We start from the raw sequence: 13168 nt of genomic DNA, 5'->3' as shown, positions 1-13168 counted from the left end.
ACGGTTCCTTCCTCGAACTGAGCCTTCGGGCGGTGCGCCCCGGTGCTCAGCCGACCACGGCCTGGCCGTCGCGCCGCGGGTCGCTCGCCGCCACGTAGCCGTCCTCGTCCGGATCGCCCATCCGCCAGATGAACTGGCCGGCGCCGAAATCCTGGTAGCTGTCGTTGATCACCTCGATGCGGTGGCCGCGCTCCGCGAGCGCCCGCACCGTCTCGGGCGGCATGGTCGATTCGACGTTCAGGCTGAGGCCCTCGTTCACGCGCCAGCGCGGCGCGTCGCAGGCGGCCTGCGGGTTCTGATGGTGGTCGAGCATGCGCACCAGGGTCTGCACGTGGCCCTGCGGCTGCATGTTGCCGCCCATCACGCCGAAGCTCATCACCGGCGCGCCGTCCCGGGTGAGGAAGCCCGGGATGATGGTGTGGAAGGGCCGCTTGCCCGGCGCCACCACGTTGGGGCTCTCCGGATCGAGGTGGAAGCCGTAGCCGCGGTTCTGCAGGGACAGGCCCCATTCGGGCACCACGACGCCCGAGCCGAAGCCCATGAAGTTCGACTGGATGAAGCTCACCATCATGCCGGAGGAATCGGCCGCGGTGAGGTAGATCGTGCCGCCGCTCGCCGGGTTGCCGGGGCCGAAATCCTGGGCCTTCGTGCGGTCGATCAGGCGGGCGCGCGACCGCAGATAGGCCGGATCGAGCATCTCCTCCGGCGTGACCGTCATCCCCCGCGGATCGGCGACGTACCGGTAGGTGTCGGCGAAGGCGAGCTTCATCGCCTCGATCTGCAGGTGCTGGCCCTCGGCCCCGTCGGGCGGCAGCGCCGCGAGGTCGAATTCCTGGAGAAGGCCGAGCGCGATCTGCGCGGCGATGCCCTGGCCGTTCGGCGGGATCTCGTGGAGCCTGTAGCCGCGATAATCCTGCCCCGTCGGCTCGACCCATTCGGGGCGGAAGGCCGCGAGATCCGCCACATTCATGGCTCCGCCATGCGCGGCCGCGTGGCGGGCGGTCGCCTCGGCGATCTCGCCCTCGTAGAAGGCGCGGCCCTTGGTCTCGGCGACGGCGCGCAGGGTCCGGGCGATGCCCGGCAGCCGCACCCGCTCGCCCACCTCCGGGGCGCGGCCGCGGGGCAGGAACGTCTCGGCGAAGCCCGGCTGGCCGGCGAGGTCCGGGAGTCGGGCGGCGGCGGCCCATTTCTGCTGCACCACGATCGGCGCGAGGTAGCCGCGCTCGGCGATCTCGATCGCCGGCTCCATCAGGTCGGCGAAGGGCAGGCGCCCGAAGCGCTCGCTCAGCGCCACCCAGGCCGCGACGGCGCCCGGCACCGTCACCGAATCCCAGCCGCGCATCGGCGGGCGCGCGGCCTCCCCGTACTTGCGGCGGAAATAATCCGGGGTCCAGGCGGCGGGCGCGCCGCCCGACGCGTTCAGCCCGTGGAGCCGCTCGCCGTCCCACAGGATGCAGAAGGCGTCCGAGCCGAGGCCGTTGCTGCACGGCTCGGTGATGGTCTTGGCGGCGGCGGTCGCGATGGCGGCGTCGACCGCGTTGCCGCCCCGCCAGATCATCTTGAGCCCGGCCTGGGCGGCGAGCGCGTGCGAGGTCGCCACCACGTTGCGGCCGAAGACCGGCATGCGCAGGGAGGGATAGCCGTGGGTCCAGGCGAAGGGCTTCATCGAACAGCCTCTGGGTTGCCGGTCGGCCGCTCGGGGAGGGTCCGCGGTCCGCAGGCCCTGTTGCGCCCATCCTGGCGGCCGCACAAGTTGGGCCACGCAGCAACGGCTTGGCACGGTTGGTGCTTGGCACACAATGTCCCACAGGGACGCCGCTCGTCGGCCTTGACGTTCCGGCCCGGGCGCCGGACCTTCCCGACACCCTCTGCTGCGATCAACGAACAGGACATCTGGATGGTGCGTCTCGCATCCGCGTGCCTCGCCGCCGGGCTCGCGCTCACCGCGCCGGCCGGGGCGCAGACCCTGCGCTACGGCCTGATGGAGGACCCGGACGCCCTCGACCCCACCCTGGCGCGCACCTTCGCGGGCCGCATGGTCTTCGCCGCGCTCTGCGACAAGCTCGTCGATATCGGCCCGGACCTGAAGCCGGTGCCCCAGCTCGCGACCCGCTGGGAGCTCTCGGCGGACGAGAAGACCCTGACCATGACGCTCCGGCCGGGGGTCCGCTTCCACGACGGCGAGCCGGTGAACGCGGCGGCGGCCAAATACGCGATCGAGCGCCACCTGCGGATGCCGGGCTCGCAGCGCCGCGGCGAGATCGCGCCGATCGAGTCCGTGGAGGTCGTGGACGACCTCACCTTCCGGATCAACCTGAAGCAGCCCTTCGCGCCGCTGATGGCGCAGTTCACCGACCGGGCCGGCATGCTGGTCTCGCCCAAGGCGGCCGAGAGGCTGGGCGACAAATTCGCCACGGCGCCCGTCTGCGCCGGCCCGTTCCGGTTCGTCGAGCGGGTCCCGCAGGATCGCATCGTGGTCGAGCGCTTCCCCGACTACTGGAACAAGGACCAGATCCACGTCCAGCGCATCGAGTTCCGGCCGATCCCCGACACCACGGTGCGGCTGACGAACCTGCGGGCCGGCCAGCTCGACCTTCTCGAGCGCCTCGCCCCGACCGACGCGCCGCAGGTGGCGCGCGACCCCAAGCTCAAGCTCGCCTCGACCACCGAACTCGGCTTCCAGTCGGTCCTGTTCAACGTGCAGAAGGCCGGCTCACCCGTCGCCGACCCGCGGGTGCGCGCCGCCTTCGAATTGTCGCTCGACCGCGCCGCCATCAGCCAGGTCGTGTTCAACGGCGAGTTCCTGCCCGGCAACCAGTGGGTCTCGCCGAAGCATCCGGACTACGTGAAGGAGTACCCGGTCCCGAAGCGCGACGTGGCCAAGGCCAAGGCGCTGCTCGCGGAAGCGGGTCAGCCCAGGCCCCAGATCACCATGATGGTCTACGCCAACAGCGAGGCCCCGCAGGTGGGGCAGGTCATCCAGGCGATGACCAAGGAGGCGGGCTTCGACGTGAAACTGCAGGCGACCGACTTCACCACTTCCCTCGACTTGGCCGACAAGGGCAACTTCGAGGCCTATCTGTACAACTGGAGCGGCCGGCCCGATCCAGACGGCAACACTTACAGCTTCCTGGCCTGCAAGGCGCCGCTCAACTACCCGCGCTACTGCAGCCCCGAGGCCGACGCGGCGCTCCAGGCCGAGCGCGGCTCGGTCGATCCGCAGAAGCGCCGGGCGGCCTGGAAGGCGCTCGCCGACAAGGTGCTCACCGACCGTCCGACCGTCTACCTGATGCACCGCAAGCTGCTCTGGGCCTACAGCGCGCGGATCGGCGGCTTCGTCCCCTATCCGGACGGGCTCGTGCGCTTCACCGGGCTGACGCTCAACTGATGCTGCGCTTCCTGGCCCACCGCCTCGCGCTCGCCGTCCCGACCCTGATCCTCGCCTCGATGATCATCTTCGCCCTGCAGCAATTGTTGCCGGGCGACATCGCGACCGCGCTCACCGGCGAGGAGCGGGACCCGCAGGTGATCGCCTTCATCCGGGACAAGTACCACCTCGATCAGCCTCTCCCGGTGCGCTACGCCTATTGGGCGGCCGGCGTGCTGCGGGGGGACCTCGGCGTCTCGGTGCGCCTGCAGAAGCCGGTCACCGAACTCGTCGCCGAGAAGCTGCCGGTGACGCTCGAACTCGCCTGCCTCGCCATGCTGGTGGCGCTGGCGATCGGCGTGCCGATGGGTGTCCTGTCGGCGGTCCGGCGCGGCACCTGGACGGATGCGGCGGCCAACGGCATCGCCCTCTGGGGGCTGTCGATCCCGAATTTCTGGCTCGGGATCCTCCTGATCCTGCTGTTCTCCGTGCAGCTGGGCTGGCTGCCGGCCTCCGGCTACGTGCCGCCCGGCGAGAGCCTGACCGGCAACCTCGCCGCGATGGTGATGCCGGCCTTCGTGCTCGGCAACGCCATCGCCGCGGTGATGATGCGCCATACCCGCGCGGCGATGCTCGGCGTGCTCGGGCTCGACTACGTGCGCACCGCCCGGGCCAAGGGCGTCTCGCCCTTGAGGCTCGTGCTGCGGCACGCCCTGCCGAACGCGGCGATCCCGATCATCACCCTCGGGGCGCTCGAATTCGGGCAGCTGCTCTCGGGCGCGGTGCTCACCGAGCAGGTCTTCTCCGTGCCGGGCTTCGGCAAGCTGATGGTGGATGCCGTGTTCAACCGGGACTTCGCCACCGTGCAGGGCGTCGTGATCTGCACCGCCGCCACCTACATCGCCCTCAACCTCGCCGCCGATCTGCTCTCGGCCGCGGTCAACCCGAAGCTGCGGCGGGCATGAGGGGAGGGGGCGTGGTGCCGGATGAGGCGCGGGTCTTCATGCGCTCGCGCGGGGAGAGCCGCCGATGAGCCCCGGTGCTCCCCTCACGGATGCGTCCGGCACCGCTGCATCCGCCGGTGATCCCGGCCTCGCCAGCGAAGCCGGTGCGCTCGCCGCTGTCTGGGGCCGCCTGCGCGCGCGGCCGAGCGCCCTCGTCGGGCTCGCCATCGTGGCGGGGCTCGTCGCCGCCGCGGCGCTCGCCGATGTCGTCGCGCCCTACGACCCCACCGCCACCGACTGGGGCGCGGTGCGCGCCGCCCCGAGCCTCGCCCACCCGTTCGGCGGCGACGAGGTCGGGCGCGACGTGCTCTCGCGCATCATCTACGGCGCGCGGGCCTCGCTCGGGGCCGGCCTCGTCTCGGTGGGGCTCGCCGTAACGCTGGGCCTGCCGGTCGGCCTGGTCGCGGGCTATGCCGGCGGCTGGGTCGACGCGGCGGTCATGCGCCTCACCGACGCGCTCCTCGCGATCCCGTTCCTGATCCTGGCGATCGCGCTGGCGGCGTTCCTGGGCCCGAGCCTCACCAACGCCATGCTGGCGATCGGGCTGTCGGCCACCTCCACCTTCGTGCGCCTCACCCGGGCGCAGGTGCGGGCGGTGGCGGCCGAGGAGTTCGTGGAGGCGGCCCGCTCGGTGGGCAACCCGCCTTGGCGGGTCGCCCTCGTGCACATCCTCCCCAACATCGTGCCGGCGATCCTGGTCCAGGCGACGCTCACCCTCGCGGCGGCGATCATTGCCGAGGCCAGCCTCTCCTACCTGGGCCTCGGCCAGCAGCCGCCGGCGCCGTCCTGGGGCGCCATGCTCACCATCGCCAAGAACTTCATGGACCAGGCGCCCTGGATGGCGATCTGGCCGGGCGCCTCGATCTTCCTCGCGGTGCTCGCCTTCAACCTGCTGGGCGACGGCCTGCGGGACGCCCTCGATCCGAGGCAGCGCACGTGACGGCGCGCGGCCCCCTTCTGGAGGTGCGCGACCTCGCCGTGGCCTTCGACACCGAGGGCGGCGCGATCCACGCGGTCAACGGCGTCTCCTACGCGCTGAGCGAGGGCGAGACCCTCGGCATCGTCGGCGAGTCCGGGTCGGGCAAGAGCGTGCACGTGCTCGCCATGCTGGGCCTGATCCCGCGCCCGCCCGGCCGGATCACGGGCGGGCAGGTGCTGTTTCGCGGTCGCGATCTCCTGACGCTGCCCGAGCGCGACCTGCGCGCGGTGCGGGGAGGGGAGATCGGGTTCGTCTTCCAGGACCCGATGAGCTCGCTCAACCCGGCCATGACGGTGGGGGCGCAGATCGCCGAGCCCCTGCGCATCCATCTCGGCCTCGACCGGCGGGCCGCGCGGGCGCGGGCGCGGGACCTCCTCGACCTCGTGCGCATCCCGAACGCCACCGCCCGCCTCGACCTCTACCCGCACGAATTCTCCGGCGGCCAGCGCCAGCGCGTGATGATCGCGATCGCGCTCGCCTGCCGCCCGAAGCTCCTCATCGCCGACGAGGCGACCACGGCGCTCGACGTCACCGTGCAGGCCGAGATCATCGCCCTCGTCCGGGAGCTGAAGCGCGACCTCGGCATGGCGATCATCTGGATCACCCACGACCTCGGCGTCGTGGCGGGCCTCAGCGACACCGTCCAGGTCATGTATGCCGGGCGCATCCTGGAGCGGGGGCCGGTGGACGCCATTTTCCGCGACCCGCGCAGCGCCTACACGCTGGGGCTGCTGCGCTCCCTGCCCGATCTCGGCGATGGGCGCGCCGGGCGCCGCCGGCTGCGGCCGATCGACGGCGCGCCACCCGACATGCGCCGCCCGCCGCCGGGCGACCCGTTCGCCCCGCGCAACCCCTACGCCACGCCCCGCTGCCGCGCCGAGCGGCCGCCGCTGGTCCAGGCCGAAGGCGCGGCGCCCGGCCACCTCGTCGCCGCCTGGTACGACCTGCCGGCGCGGCTCGCCGAGGAGGCCGCGCGATGACCGCCCCGGCCGGACCCGTCGTTCCCGTCCTGTCGGTGCGCGGCCTCTCGAAGGACTACCCGCTGCGGGCGTGGTGGGGCGGCCGCGGGCGGGTGGTCCGGGCGGTGCACGCCGTCAGCTTCGACATCGCGCCCGGGGAAACGCTCGGGCTCGTCGGCGAATCCGGTTCCGGCAAGTCCACGATCGGGCGGGCCGTGACCATGCTCGCCCCGCCGACCGCGGGCCGAATCGCCTTCGAGGGCACCGACCTCGCCACGCTCTCCCCGCGGGCCCTGCGCCGCGTGCGCAGCCGCATCCAGACGGTGTTCCAGGACCCCTACGCGGCGCTCAACCCGCGGATGAGCGTCGGCGCCTCGGTGGCCGAGGTCTTCCGGCTGCACCGGCCGGCGATGGGCGGGCCCGAGCGCCGCGACGCGGTGGCCCGGCTCTTCGCGCGCGTGGGCCTCGACCCGGCCTTCATGAGCCGCTTCCCCCACCAGTTCTCGGGCGGCCAGCGCCAGCGCATCTGCATCGCCCGGGCGATCGCCCTGACGCCGAGCTTCATCGTCGCCGACGAGCCCATCGCGGCCCTCGACGTCTCGATCCAGGCCCAGGTGGTGAACCTGCTGCAGGAGCTGCAGGAGGACCTCGGCCTCTCGTTCCTATTCATCTCCCACGACCTGCGCATGGTGCGCTACCTCTGCCACCGGGTCGCCGTGCTCTGGCGGGGGCGCATCGTGGAACTCGCCGCGAGCGACCAGCTCTACGAGGACCCGCGGCACCCCTACACGCGGCGCCTGCTCGCGGCCGTCCCGGTGCCCGACCCGGCCGCGGAGCGGGCCCGTCTCGCGGCCGCCGGGCCCGACACCCTCGGCGAGGGGGAGCCGGGCGACCTCGTCGAGGTCGCTCCGGGGCACTGGGTGGCCGCTGAGGCGTGAGGTCCGGCGTCGTCAGGACCGGTTCGGGACCTTCCCCGCGGCGAGCCATTGACGCTTGACGTACGTCGTCAATGGCCACAAGGCTCATGGATGATCACGGGGTATCGGGACAAGCGGACGGCACGGTTTGCGGCGGGCGAGAGGGTTCCGGCCTTCTCTGGGTTTGAGCGGCAGGCGCATAAGCGGCTCGACATCCTGGCGGCACCCACCCGCCTTGATGACCTGCGCGGCCTGCCGAGCAACCGTCTCGAAGCCCTGAGCGGCGACCGCGCCGGGCAATACAGTATTCGTATCAACCAGCAATGGCGGATTTGCTTCGAGTGGCCCGAACATGCGATCGGGCCCTCACATGTCGAGATTGTCGATTATCATTGAGGCGGCGAAATTATGAGCAGACCAGCGATCCATCCGGGAGAAATACTGGCCGACGAACTGCAAGAGCTCGGCGTATCTCCGACCGAACTGGCTCGTCAGATCAACGTGCCGCCCAATCGCGTCACGCAAATCATCCAAGGCAAGCGCGCCATCACCGGCGACACCGCCTTGCGCCTGGGCCATTGGTTCAAAACGAGTGCGGAATTCTGGCTCAATCTGCAATCATCCTTTGAGCTTCGTGTTGCCGAGCAGGCGGCCGGGGCTGAGATCGAGGCGCTCCCCGTCAGGCCTGAAGGCAAGCCGCCATCGCGGCAGCCGGGCCTGCGATGAGGAGTCGCCCGCCGCACCTGTCCCGGATCGCCCAAGGCGCGGGATCCGGGCACCGGTGATGACCGTCGTACGGGTCTTCGGACGGAAACCGTCGGTCCGCCGGCCTGCGGCCGGTCGGTGCCGCGTCCGGCGCCCCGCCACAGCGTCCGCCCGGGCTCCATCCCTCACTCCTCCACGCCGAAGTCCGCCGTGACCGATCACCTACCCGACCTCGTGCCCCGCCCGCATCAGCGCGAGGCCCGCGACGCCATCCTGGCGCACCGCGCCGCCGGCCGCCCGGGCTTCCTCCTCGGCGACATGACCGGCCTCGGCAAGACGCTGTCCGTCTGGTCCGCGCTGGCCTCCATGCCGGAGCGCGACGTCCTGATCGTCTGCCCGAAGGGCGGGATGCCGCAATGGCGCCGGACGATCGCGGGGAGCGGCCTTTCGGCCAAGTCCGTGGCCAAGTCCGTCACCCTGATCAACTACGAGCGCACCAAGTCCCTGTTCGAGGCTCCGCAGGGGGTCACCCGGCGCTCGACCCGCGCCCGCAACAACCTCCTCGCCCGCGAGGGGCGCCCCAAGCGCACCTGGCCGCTCGTGGTGTTCGACGAGGCCCACCGCCTGCGCAACCCCTACGCCCAGCAGAGCATGGCCTGCCGCCAGCTCGCCGAGGCGGCGCAGTTCGCCGTCTACATGAGCGCGACGGCGGGCCAGGCCCCGCACGAGTTGTTCTACCTCGCGCGGCTCATCGGGCCGGCGGCGGGGACAGGCGTATCCTCCCTGGCGGATTTCCGCACCCTGATGCGCGATCTCGGGATCGGGCGCGCGAAGGGGCGCTGGACGAACTGGAGCTGGGTTCCGAACGCGCGCGACCGCGCCGTGATGTCGGACCTCCTCTACCGGGGGCCGAACGCCATCGGGATGCGGCGGCGCCCCTCCGACATCGCGGGCTGGCCCGAGGTGCAGCGCGAACTCGCCCCGACCGCGCTCGGACCGGAGGAGCGGCGCCTCTACGAGGCCTCGTGGCGGGAGTTCCGGCGCGAATTCGGGCTTCTCGGCGGGTCGACGCGCCGGCCGACGGGCTGGGCGGCGGATCTGCGCTTCCGGCAGAAGGCGAGCCTGCTGCGCGTGGCGGGCACCGCGAGCTTCGCGGGCGACCTCCTCGATGCCGGCGACCAAGTCGCGCTCTCGGTGGCCTTCCTCGAAACCTCGGCGCTCCTCGCCGAGACCCTGCGCGGCCAGCGCTGGCGCGTGGGCGAGATCAACGGCGAGCGCGGCGCCGCCGAGAACGAGGCGACCCGCCTCGACTTCCAGCGCGGTCTCCTCGACGCTGTGGTGTTCACGGTCACCGAGTCGATCTCCCTGCACCGGAACGAGGAGCAGGGCGGCGAGCGCCCGCGCGCCCTGGTGGTGCACGACATGCGCCACAGCGCGATCCAGCTGCAGCAGATCGAGGGCCGCTGCCACCGCGACGGCCAGCACGCGGTGATCTACTACGCCTACGCCGAGGGCACCGTGGAGGAACGGATCGCCGCCACCGCGGTCGGACGCATGGCGGCGATGGACGGGATGGCGGGCGACGACACCGCCATGGCGGACGCGCTCGCGGCGGTGCTGGCGGAGGCGGCCGCGCAGGGCGAACGGTGACGCGGGCGCGCCTGCTCGGGACGAGTGCAGGCCCGTCGAACGCGCCACCGACGGGCGGGATGGGCGAGCGGAGACCGGCAGGTCGACGAGCGTGAGCGCTCCGGACTCCCTCGCTGGCCTGCCGAAGCGCCGGACCTGGATTGACGTCCTGATGGTCGCGCTCGCGGCTTCTGCGAGCGCTCGCGTCCGTGCTCACCGAACCGCGTCCCGCCGCGCCGAGGACGGGGCCGCGGACCTGCCCGCACTCCCCGGCGACGCTCGACATTCCATAATCTTCCTTATGCGAATCACGGCTGTAGGCGCAAAGTTGGAATGTCCCAGCTGGGCAAAGGTGGAATGGCACACTCCCCCGCCTGCCCGCTGGCGGAGCTCGGCGAACGGGCGCGCGTCCGCACCAAGAGTCTCTCACGAAACGCCCGCTCACCGTCGTCGCTCGCCCGGCGCCCGGTCCCCCGGGCCGGTTCCGACCCGACCGGAATCGTGCTCTACGCTCGCGCGATGATCCCGCTGTCCCTGATCGCGGTCGCGGTCGCGGCCTTCGCGTCGACCAACCTCGACGACATCCTCCTGCTGTCGGCGCTCTTCGCCGATCCGGGCCTGCGGGCCCGCCACGTCGTCGCCGGCCAGTTCCTGGGCATCGGCATCCTGGTGGCCGCGAGCGCGGCGGCGGCGCTCGCCGCCCTCGCGGTGCCGGCGGGATGGACGGCGCTCCTCGGCCTCCTGCCCCTGGGGCTCGGCCTGCGCGGCCTCGCGCGGCTGCGGCGACCGGGGGCCGGGTCGGAGGATGCCGGGCGCGATCCCGGCGGGCGCGGGCCGGCCCGGCCGCACGCGCAGCTGCTCGCGGTGACCGGCGCGACCGTGGCGAGCGGCGGCGACAATCTCGGGGTCTACATCCCGCTCTTCGCCGGCTCGCCGGCCTCGGTTCCGGTCTACGCCGCGGTGTTCGCCGTCATGACGGCGCTCTGGTGCGCCCTCGGCTACGGGCTGGTGAGCAACCGGGTCCTGGGAACCCGCGTGCGGCGCTACGGGCGCGTCCTGCTGCCCTTCGTGCTCGTCGGGCTCGGCCTCCACATCCTCGCCGGGGCCGGCGCGCTCCGCGGCTGACGCACCAGGCCGTCCCGCGCGGCCCCCGCTCGGCCGCGCGGCAGCGTCGCCGCGTCCGGATGGCGATCGAGCGCACCGTTCGATCCGGCCTCGGAACTGCGCGGGGATCCCGTTTATTGGCTCGTCGAGACCGCGTGACCGAGGCCGCCGGCCGGCACCCCGCTCGCTCCATGGAGGACGTCATGGGCCTGTTCTCGAAAGACATCAAGACGCTGGACGACCTGTTCGTCCACACGCTCCAGGACATCTACTACGCCGAGAACCAGATCACCAAGGCATTGCCGAAGATGATCGCGAAGGCGACCGATTCGCAGTTGAAGCAGGGCTTCGAGACGCACCTGCGCGAGACCGAGGGCCAGATCAAGCGCCTGGAGCAGGTCTTCCAGATGCACGGGCAGTCGCCGAAGGCGGTCGATTGCCCGGCGATCGACGGCATCATCAAGGAGACGAACGAGACGGCGGGCGAGATCGCCGACAAGGACGTGCTGGACGCGGCCCTGGTCGCGGCGGCCCAGGCGGTCGAGCACTACGAGATCACCCGCTACGGCTCCCTGATCGCCTGGGCGAAGCGCCTCGGCCGGACCGACATCGCGGCCCTGCTGCACCAGACCCTCGACGAGGAGAAGGCCACCGACCAGAAGCTGACCGCCATGGCGGAGAGCAAGGTCAATCAGAAGGCGGCCTGAGGCCGGCGCGGCGGCCGGGCGGTCTCACGGGCCGTCCCGGCGCTCGCCCCGCGCCACCTCGGTCAGCCGCGCGTCGGGGAGCGGGCGCTGGAGCCGCAGGGCCTCCTCGGCCGGCGCTTCGAGCCAGAGGCGCCACTCCGCCTCGCTCGTCAGCAGCACCGGCATCGCCTTCGGGTGGACGGGCGCCACGACCCCGTTCGCCTCGGTGGTGAGGAAGGCGTAGAGCCGGTGCTCCTCCTCGACCGGGTCCTCGCGCCGCGGCCCGCGCTGGCCGGTCCAGGGCCGCCAGATCCCCGCGAAGGCGAGGAGCGGCCGCTCCGGCGCGAGCGCGAACCAGACCGGCGTCTTGCGCGGTTTGGTGTCGGCATATTCGCTGAAGGCGGTGAGCGGCACGAGGCAGCGGAATCCCGGCTTCAGCCAGGGCCGCCAATAGGGCGAGGCCACGTTGCGGACATTCGTCACCGGCTGAGTGCCGGCCTTCGGCGGCGGCGGGAAGCCCCAGCGCATCGTCGTCAGCGTGCGGGTCCCGGCCGCGGCGCGGATGACGGGGGCGAGCTGGTCGGGGAAGATCGCGGGCAGCGCCGGGAGGTTGCCGGTCTCGTCCGCCTCCACCCGGAAGAGCCGCCGGATCTCATCCTGCGTGCGGGTGAGGCTGTAGAGATTGCACACGGGGGACCTCGCCGGGCCGGAAGGCCGTCGCGGCCGCACTCTCGCCCGGGGAGACTCCCCTGGGAAGCCCCCTGCCCGCTCCCGGCAGCCTATCCCTCACGCGGGCAGGGCGGCGAGGGCCCGGCGCATTCGGGCGTTCATCTCCGGCCCGCCGTGGCCCTCGGTCTCCACCACCTCCAGGCGGCTCGCCGGCCAGAGGCGATGGAGGCGCCAGGGCGTGACGACGGGGCCGCTCCAGTCGCGGCGCCCGTGGATCAGCACCGCCGGGATGTGGACGATCGCGGGCAGCCGCCGCAGGATCGCGTCCTCCCCGGTCAGGAACCCGTCGCGCGCCCAGTAATGGGTCACCAGGGTGGCGAAGACGGTGTCGCGCTCGGGATCGAACGGCGGGACGGGCGCCTCCGGCCGGTCGATGCGGATATGCGCCGCCTCCCAGGCGGTCCAGGCGCGGGCGGCGCGCAGGCGCTCCTGCGCGTCGCCGGCCGCGAGGCGGCGCGCATAGGCCTCCACCAGCCTCTCGCCCGGACGGCGCTCGGCCGCGGCCTCGAAGGCCGCGAAGGCCTCCGGGATGAAGCGGCCGACGCCCTCGGTGATCCAATCGACCTCCTCGCGGCTCGTCGTCGTCACGGCGGCGAGCGCGAGCGCGCTCACCCGGTCGGGATGGGCCTGCGCGTAGGCGAGCGCGAGGGTCGTGCCCCAGGACCCGCCGGCCACCCGCCAGCGCGCGATCCCCAGATGCGCGCGCACCGCCTCGATATCCGCGATCAGCGCCGCCGTGGTGTTGCGCGCGAGAGCGCCGGCGTCGGTCGCGAGCGGCCGGCTGCGGCCGCAGCCGCGCTGGTCGATGCCCACGACGAGGTCCCGGCGCAGGTCGAAGAGCCCGCGATAGCCTCCCCGTCCGAGCCCGCTCCCGGGGCCGCCGTGCAGCCAGAGCGCCGGATGTCCGTCCGGAGCGCCGCTGGTCTCCCAGTAGATCCGCGCGCCGTCCGCGACGGGCAGGAGCCCCCGCGCGAAGGGGGCGGGCGGGTCCTCGGTCATGTCGCGTCCCCTCCTCCGGTCTGCCCACAGGTCCCGCACGGACGCTCCGGCGCCGGCCTTGCCGGGGCGGCACCGGCGGGGCCAGATGCG

13 protein-coding genes are annotated in these 13168 nt (G+C 72.5%); 10 read left to right on the top strand and 3 right to left on the bottom strand.

The genetic code is table 11. The features are described from left to right. Nucleotides 1-46 precede the first annotated feature (46 nt). Nucleotides 47-1666, bottom strand: a complete 1620-nt coding sequence (locus ACW9J6_RS09235; protein WP_457116166.1) for a gamma-glutamyltransferase family protein — start codon at nucleotides 1664-1666, stop codon at nucleotides 47-49. Nucleotides 1667-1897: 231 nt separating this feature from the next. Between ACW9J6_RS09235 and ACW9J6_RS09230 the strand changes: the two genes are divergently transcribed. The 10 genes from ACW9J6_RS09230 (at nucleotide 1898) to ACW9J6_RS09185 (ending at nucleotide 11371) form a co-directional block, all read left to right on the top strand. Next, complete coding sequence (locus ACW9J6_RS09230) at nucleotides 1898-3388, top strand: ABC transporter substrate-binding protein (RefSeq protein WP_457116165.1); 1491 nt, start codon at nucleotides 1898-1900, stop codon at nucleotides 3386-3388. Beyond that, nucleotides 3388-4332, top strand: a complete 945-nt coding sequence (locus tag ACW9J6_RS09225) for an ABC transporter permease (protein WP_457116164.1) — start codon at nucleotides 3388-3390, stop codon at nucleotides 4330-4332. Before ACW9J6_RS09230 ends, ACW9J6_RS09225 begins: the two co-directional genes overlap by 1 nt. 64 nt (nucleotides 4333-4396) lie before the next feature. Continuing rightward, the gene (locus ACW9J6_RS09220; RefSeq protein ID WP_457116163.1) at nucleotides 4397-5311 is read left to right on the top strand and encodes an ABC transporter permease; all 915 of its coding nucleotides are present in this window, start codon (nucleotides 4397-4399) and stop codon (nucleotides 5309-5311) included. Then, complete coding sequence (locus ACW9J6_RS09215) at nucleotides 5308-6330, top strand: ABC transporter ATP-binding protein (protein ID WP_457116162.1); 1023 nt, start codon at nucleotides 5308-5310, stop codon at nucleotides 6328-6330. The genes ACW9J6_RS09220 and ACW9J6_RS09215 overlap by 4 nt, the downstream gene beginning before the upstream one ends. After that, nucleotides 6327-7247 (top strand): ABC transporter ATP-binding protein, encoded by a 921-nt coding sequence (locus tag ACW9J6_RS09210; protein WP_457116161.1) that lies wholly within the window; start codon nucleotides 6327-6329, stop codon nucleotides 7245-7247. The genes ACW9J6_RS09215 and ACW9J6_RS09210 overlap by 4 nt, the downstream gene beginning before the upstream one ends. 90 nt (nucleotides 7248-7337) lie before the next feature. Further along, nucleotides 7338-7622 (top strand): type II toxin-antitoxin system RelE/ParE family toxin, encoded by a 285-nt coding sequence (locus tag ACW9J6_RS09205; protein WP_457116160.1) that lies wholly within the window; start codon nucleotides 7338-7340, stop codon nucleotides 7620-7622. Nucleotides 7623-7634: 12 nt separating this feature from the next. Next, nucleotides 7635-7952, top strand: a complete 318-nt coding sequence (locus ACW9J6_RS09200) for a HigA family addiction module antitoxin (protein WP_457116159.1) — start codon at nucleotides 7635-7637, stop codon at nucleotides 7950-7952. 189 nt (nucleotides 7953-8141) lie between these two features. After that, nucleotides 8142-9581 (top strand): DEAD/DEAH box helicase family protein, encoded by a 1440-nt coding sequence (locus ACW9J6_RS09195; RefSeq protein ID WP_457116158.1) that lies wholly within the window; start codon nucleotides 8142-8144, stop codon nucleotides 9579-9581. 480 nt (nucleotides 9582-10061) lie between these two features. Further along, nucleotides 10062-10685 carry a cadmium resistance transporter gene (locus tag ACW9J6_RS09190; RefSeq protein ID WP_457116157.1) on the top strand — a complete coding sequence of 208 codons (624 nt, stop codon included), beginning with the start codon at nucleotides 10062-10064 and terminating at the stop codon, nucleotides 10683-10685. Between the two features lie 182 nt (nucleotides 10686-10867). After that, a complete protein-coding gene (locus ACW9J6_RS09185) occupies nucleotides 10868-11371 on the top strand; it encodes a YciE/YciF ferroxidase family protein (RefSeq protein WP_457116295.1) in 504 nt (167 codons plus the stop codon). A gap of 24 nt (nucleotides 11372-11395) precedes the next feature. Here the strand turns inward: ACW9J6_RS09185 and ACW9J6_RS09180 are convergent, their stop codons facing one another. Together ACW9J6_RS09180 and pip are read right to left on the bottom strand one after the other, a co-directional pair. Beyond that, nucleotides 11396-12040: an SOS response-associated peptidase gene (locus ACW9J6_RS09180; RefSeq protein ID WP_457116156.1), complete on the bottom strand. Its 645-nt coding sequence runs from the start codon at nucleotides 12038-12040 to the stop codon at nucleotides 11396-11398. A 96-nt stretch (nucleotides 12041-12136) separates the two neighbouring features. Continuing rightward, entirely contained in the window at nucleotides 12137-13078 is a 942-nt protein-coding gene (pip, locus tag ACW9J6_RS09175; RefSeq protein ID WP_457116155.1) for a prolyl aminopeptidase, read from the bottom strand. Nucleotides 13079-13168: the final 90 nt, after the last annotated feature.

Source organism: Methylobacterium sp. JK268, from assembly GCF_054052225.1.
This window is presented reverse-complemented; position numbering and strand designations above follow the sequence as displayed.

Bases quoted from the DNA above. Each gene is read 5' to 3' on its own strand.
- ACW9J6_RS09235 (WP_457116166.1), bottom strand. From the start codon at position 1,666: ATGAAGCCCTTCGCCTGGACCCACGGCTATCCCTCCCTGCGCATGCCG.
- ACW9J6_RS09230 (WP_457116165.1), top strand. From the start codon at position 1,898: ATGGTGCGTCTCGCATCCGCGTGCCTCGCCGCCGGGCTCGCGCTCACC.
- ACW9J6_RS09225 (WP_457116164.1), top strand. From the start codon at position 3,388: ATGCTGCGCTTCCTGGCCCACCGCCTCGCGCTCGCCGTCCCGACCCTG.
- ACW9J6_RS09220 (WP_457116163.1), top strand. From the start codon at position 4,397: ATGAGCCCCGGTGCTCCCCTCACGGATGCGTCCGGCACCGCTGCATCC.
- ACW9J6_RS09210 (WP_457116161.1), top strand. From the start codon at position 6,327: ATGACCGCCCCGGCCGGACCCGTCGTTCCCGTCCTGTCGGTGCGCGGC.
- ACW9J6_RS09205 (WP_457116160.1), top strand. From the start codon at position 7,338: ATGATCACGGGGTATCGGGACAAGCGGACGGCACGGTTTGCGGCGGGC.
- ACW9J6_RS09200 (WP_457116159.1), top strand. From the start codon at position 7,635: ATGAGCAGACCAGCGATCCATCCGGGAGAAATACTGGCCGACGAACTG.
- ACW9J6_RS09185 (WP_457116295.1), top strand. From the start codon at position 10,868: ATGGGCCTGTTCTCGAAAGACATCAAGACGCTGGACGACCTGTTCGTC.
- pip (WP_457116155.1), bottom strand. From the start codon at position 13,078: ATGACCGAGGACCCGCCCGCCCCCTTCGCGCGGGGGCTCCTGCCCGTC.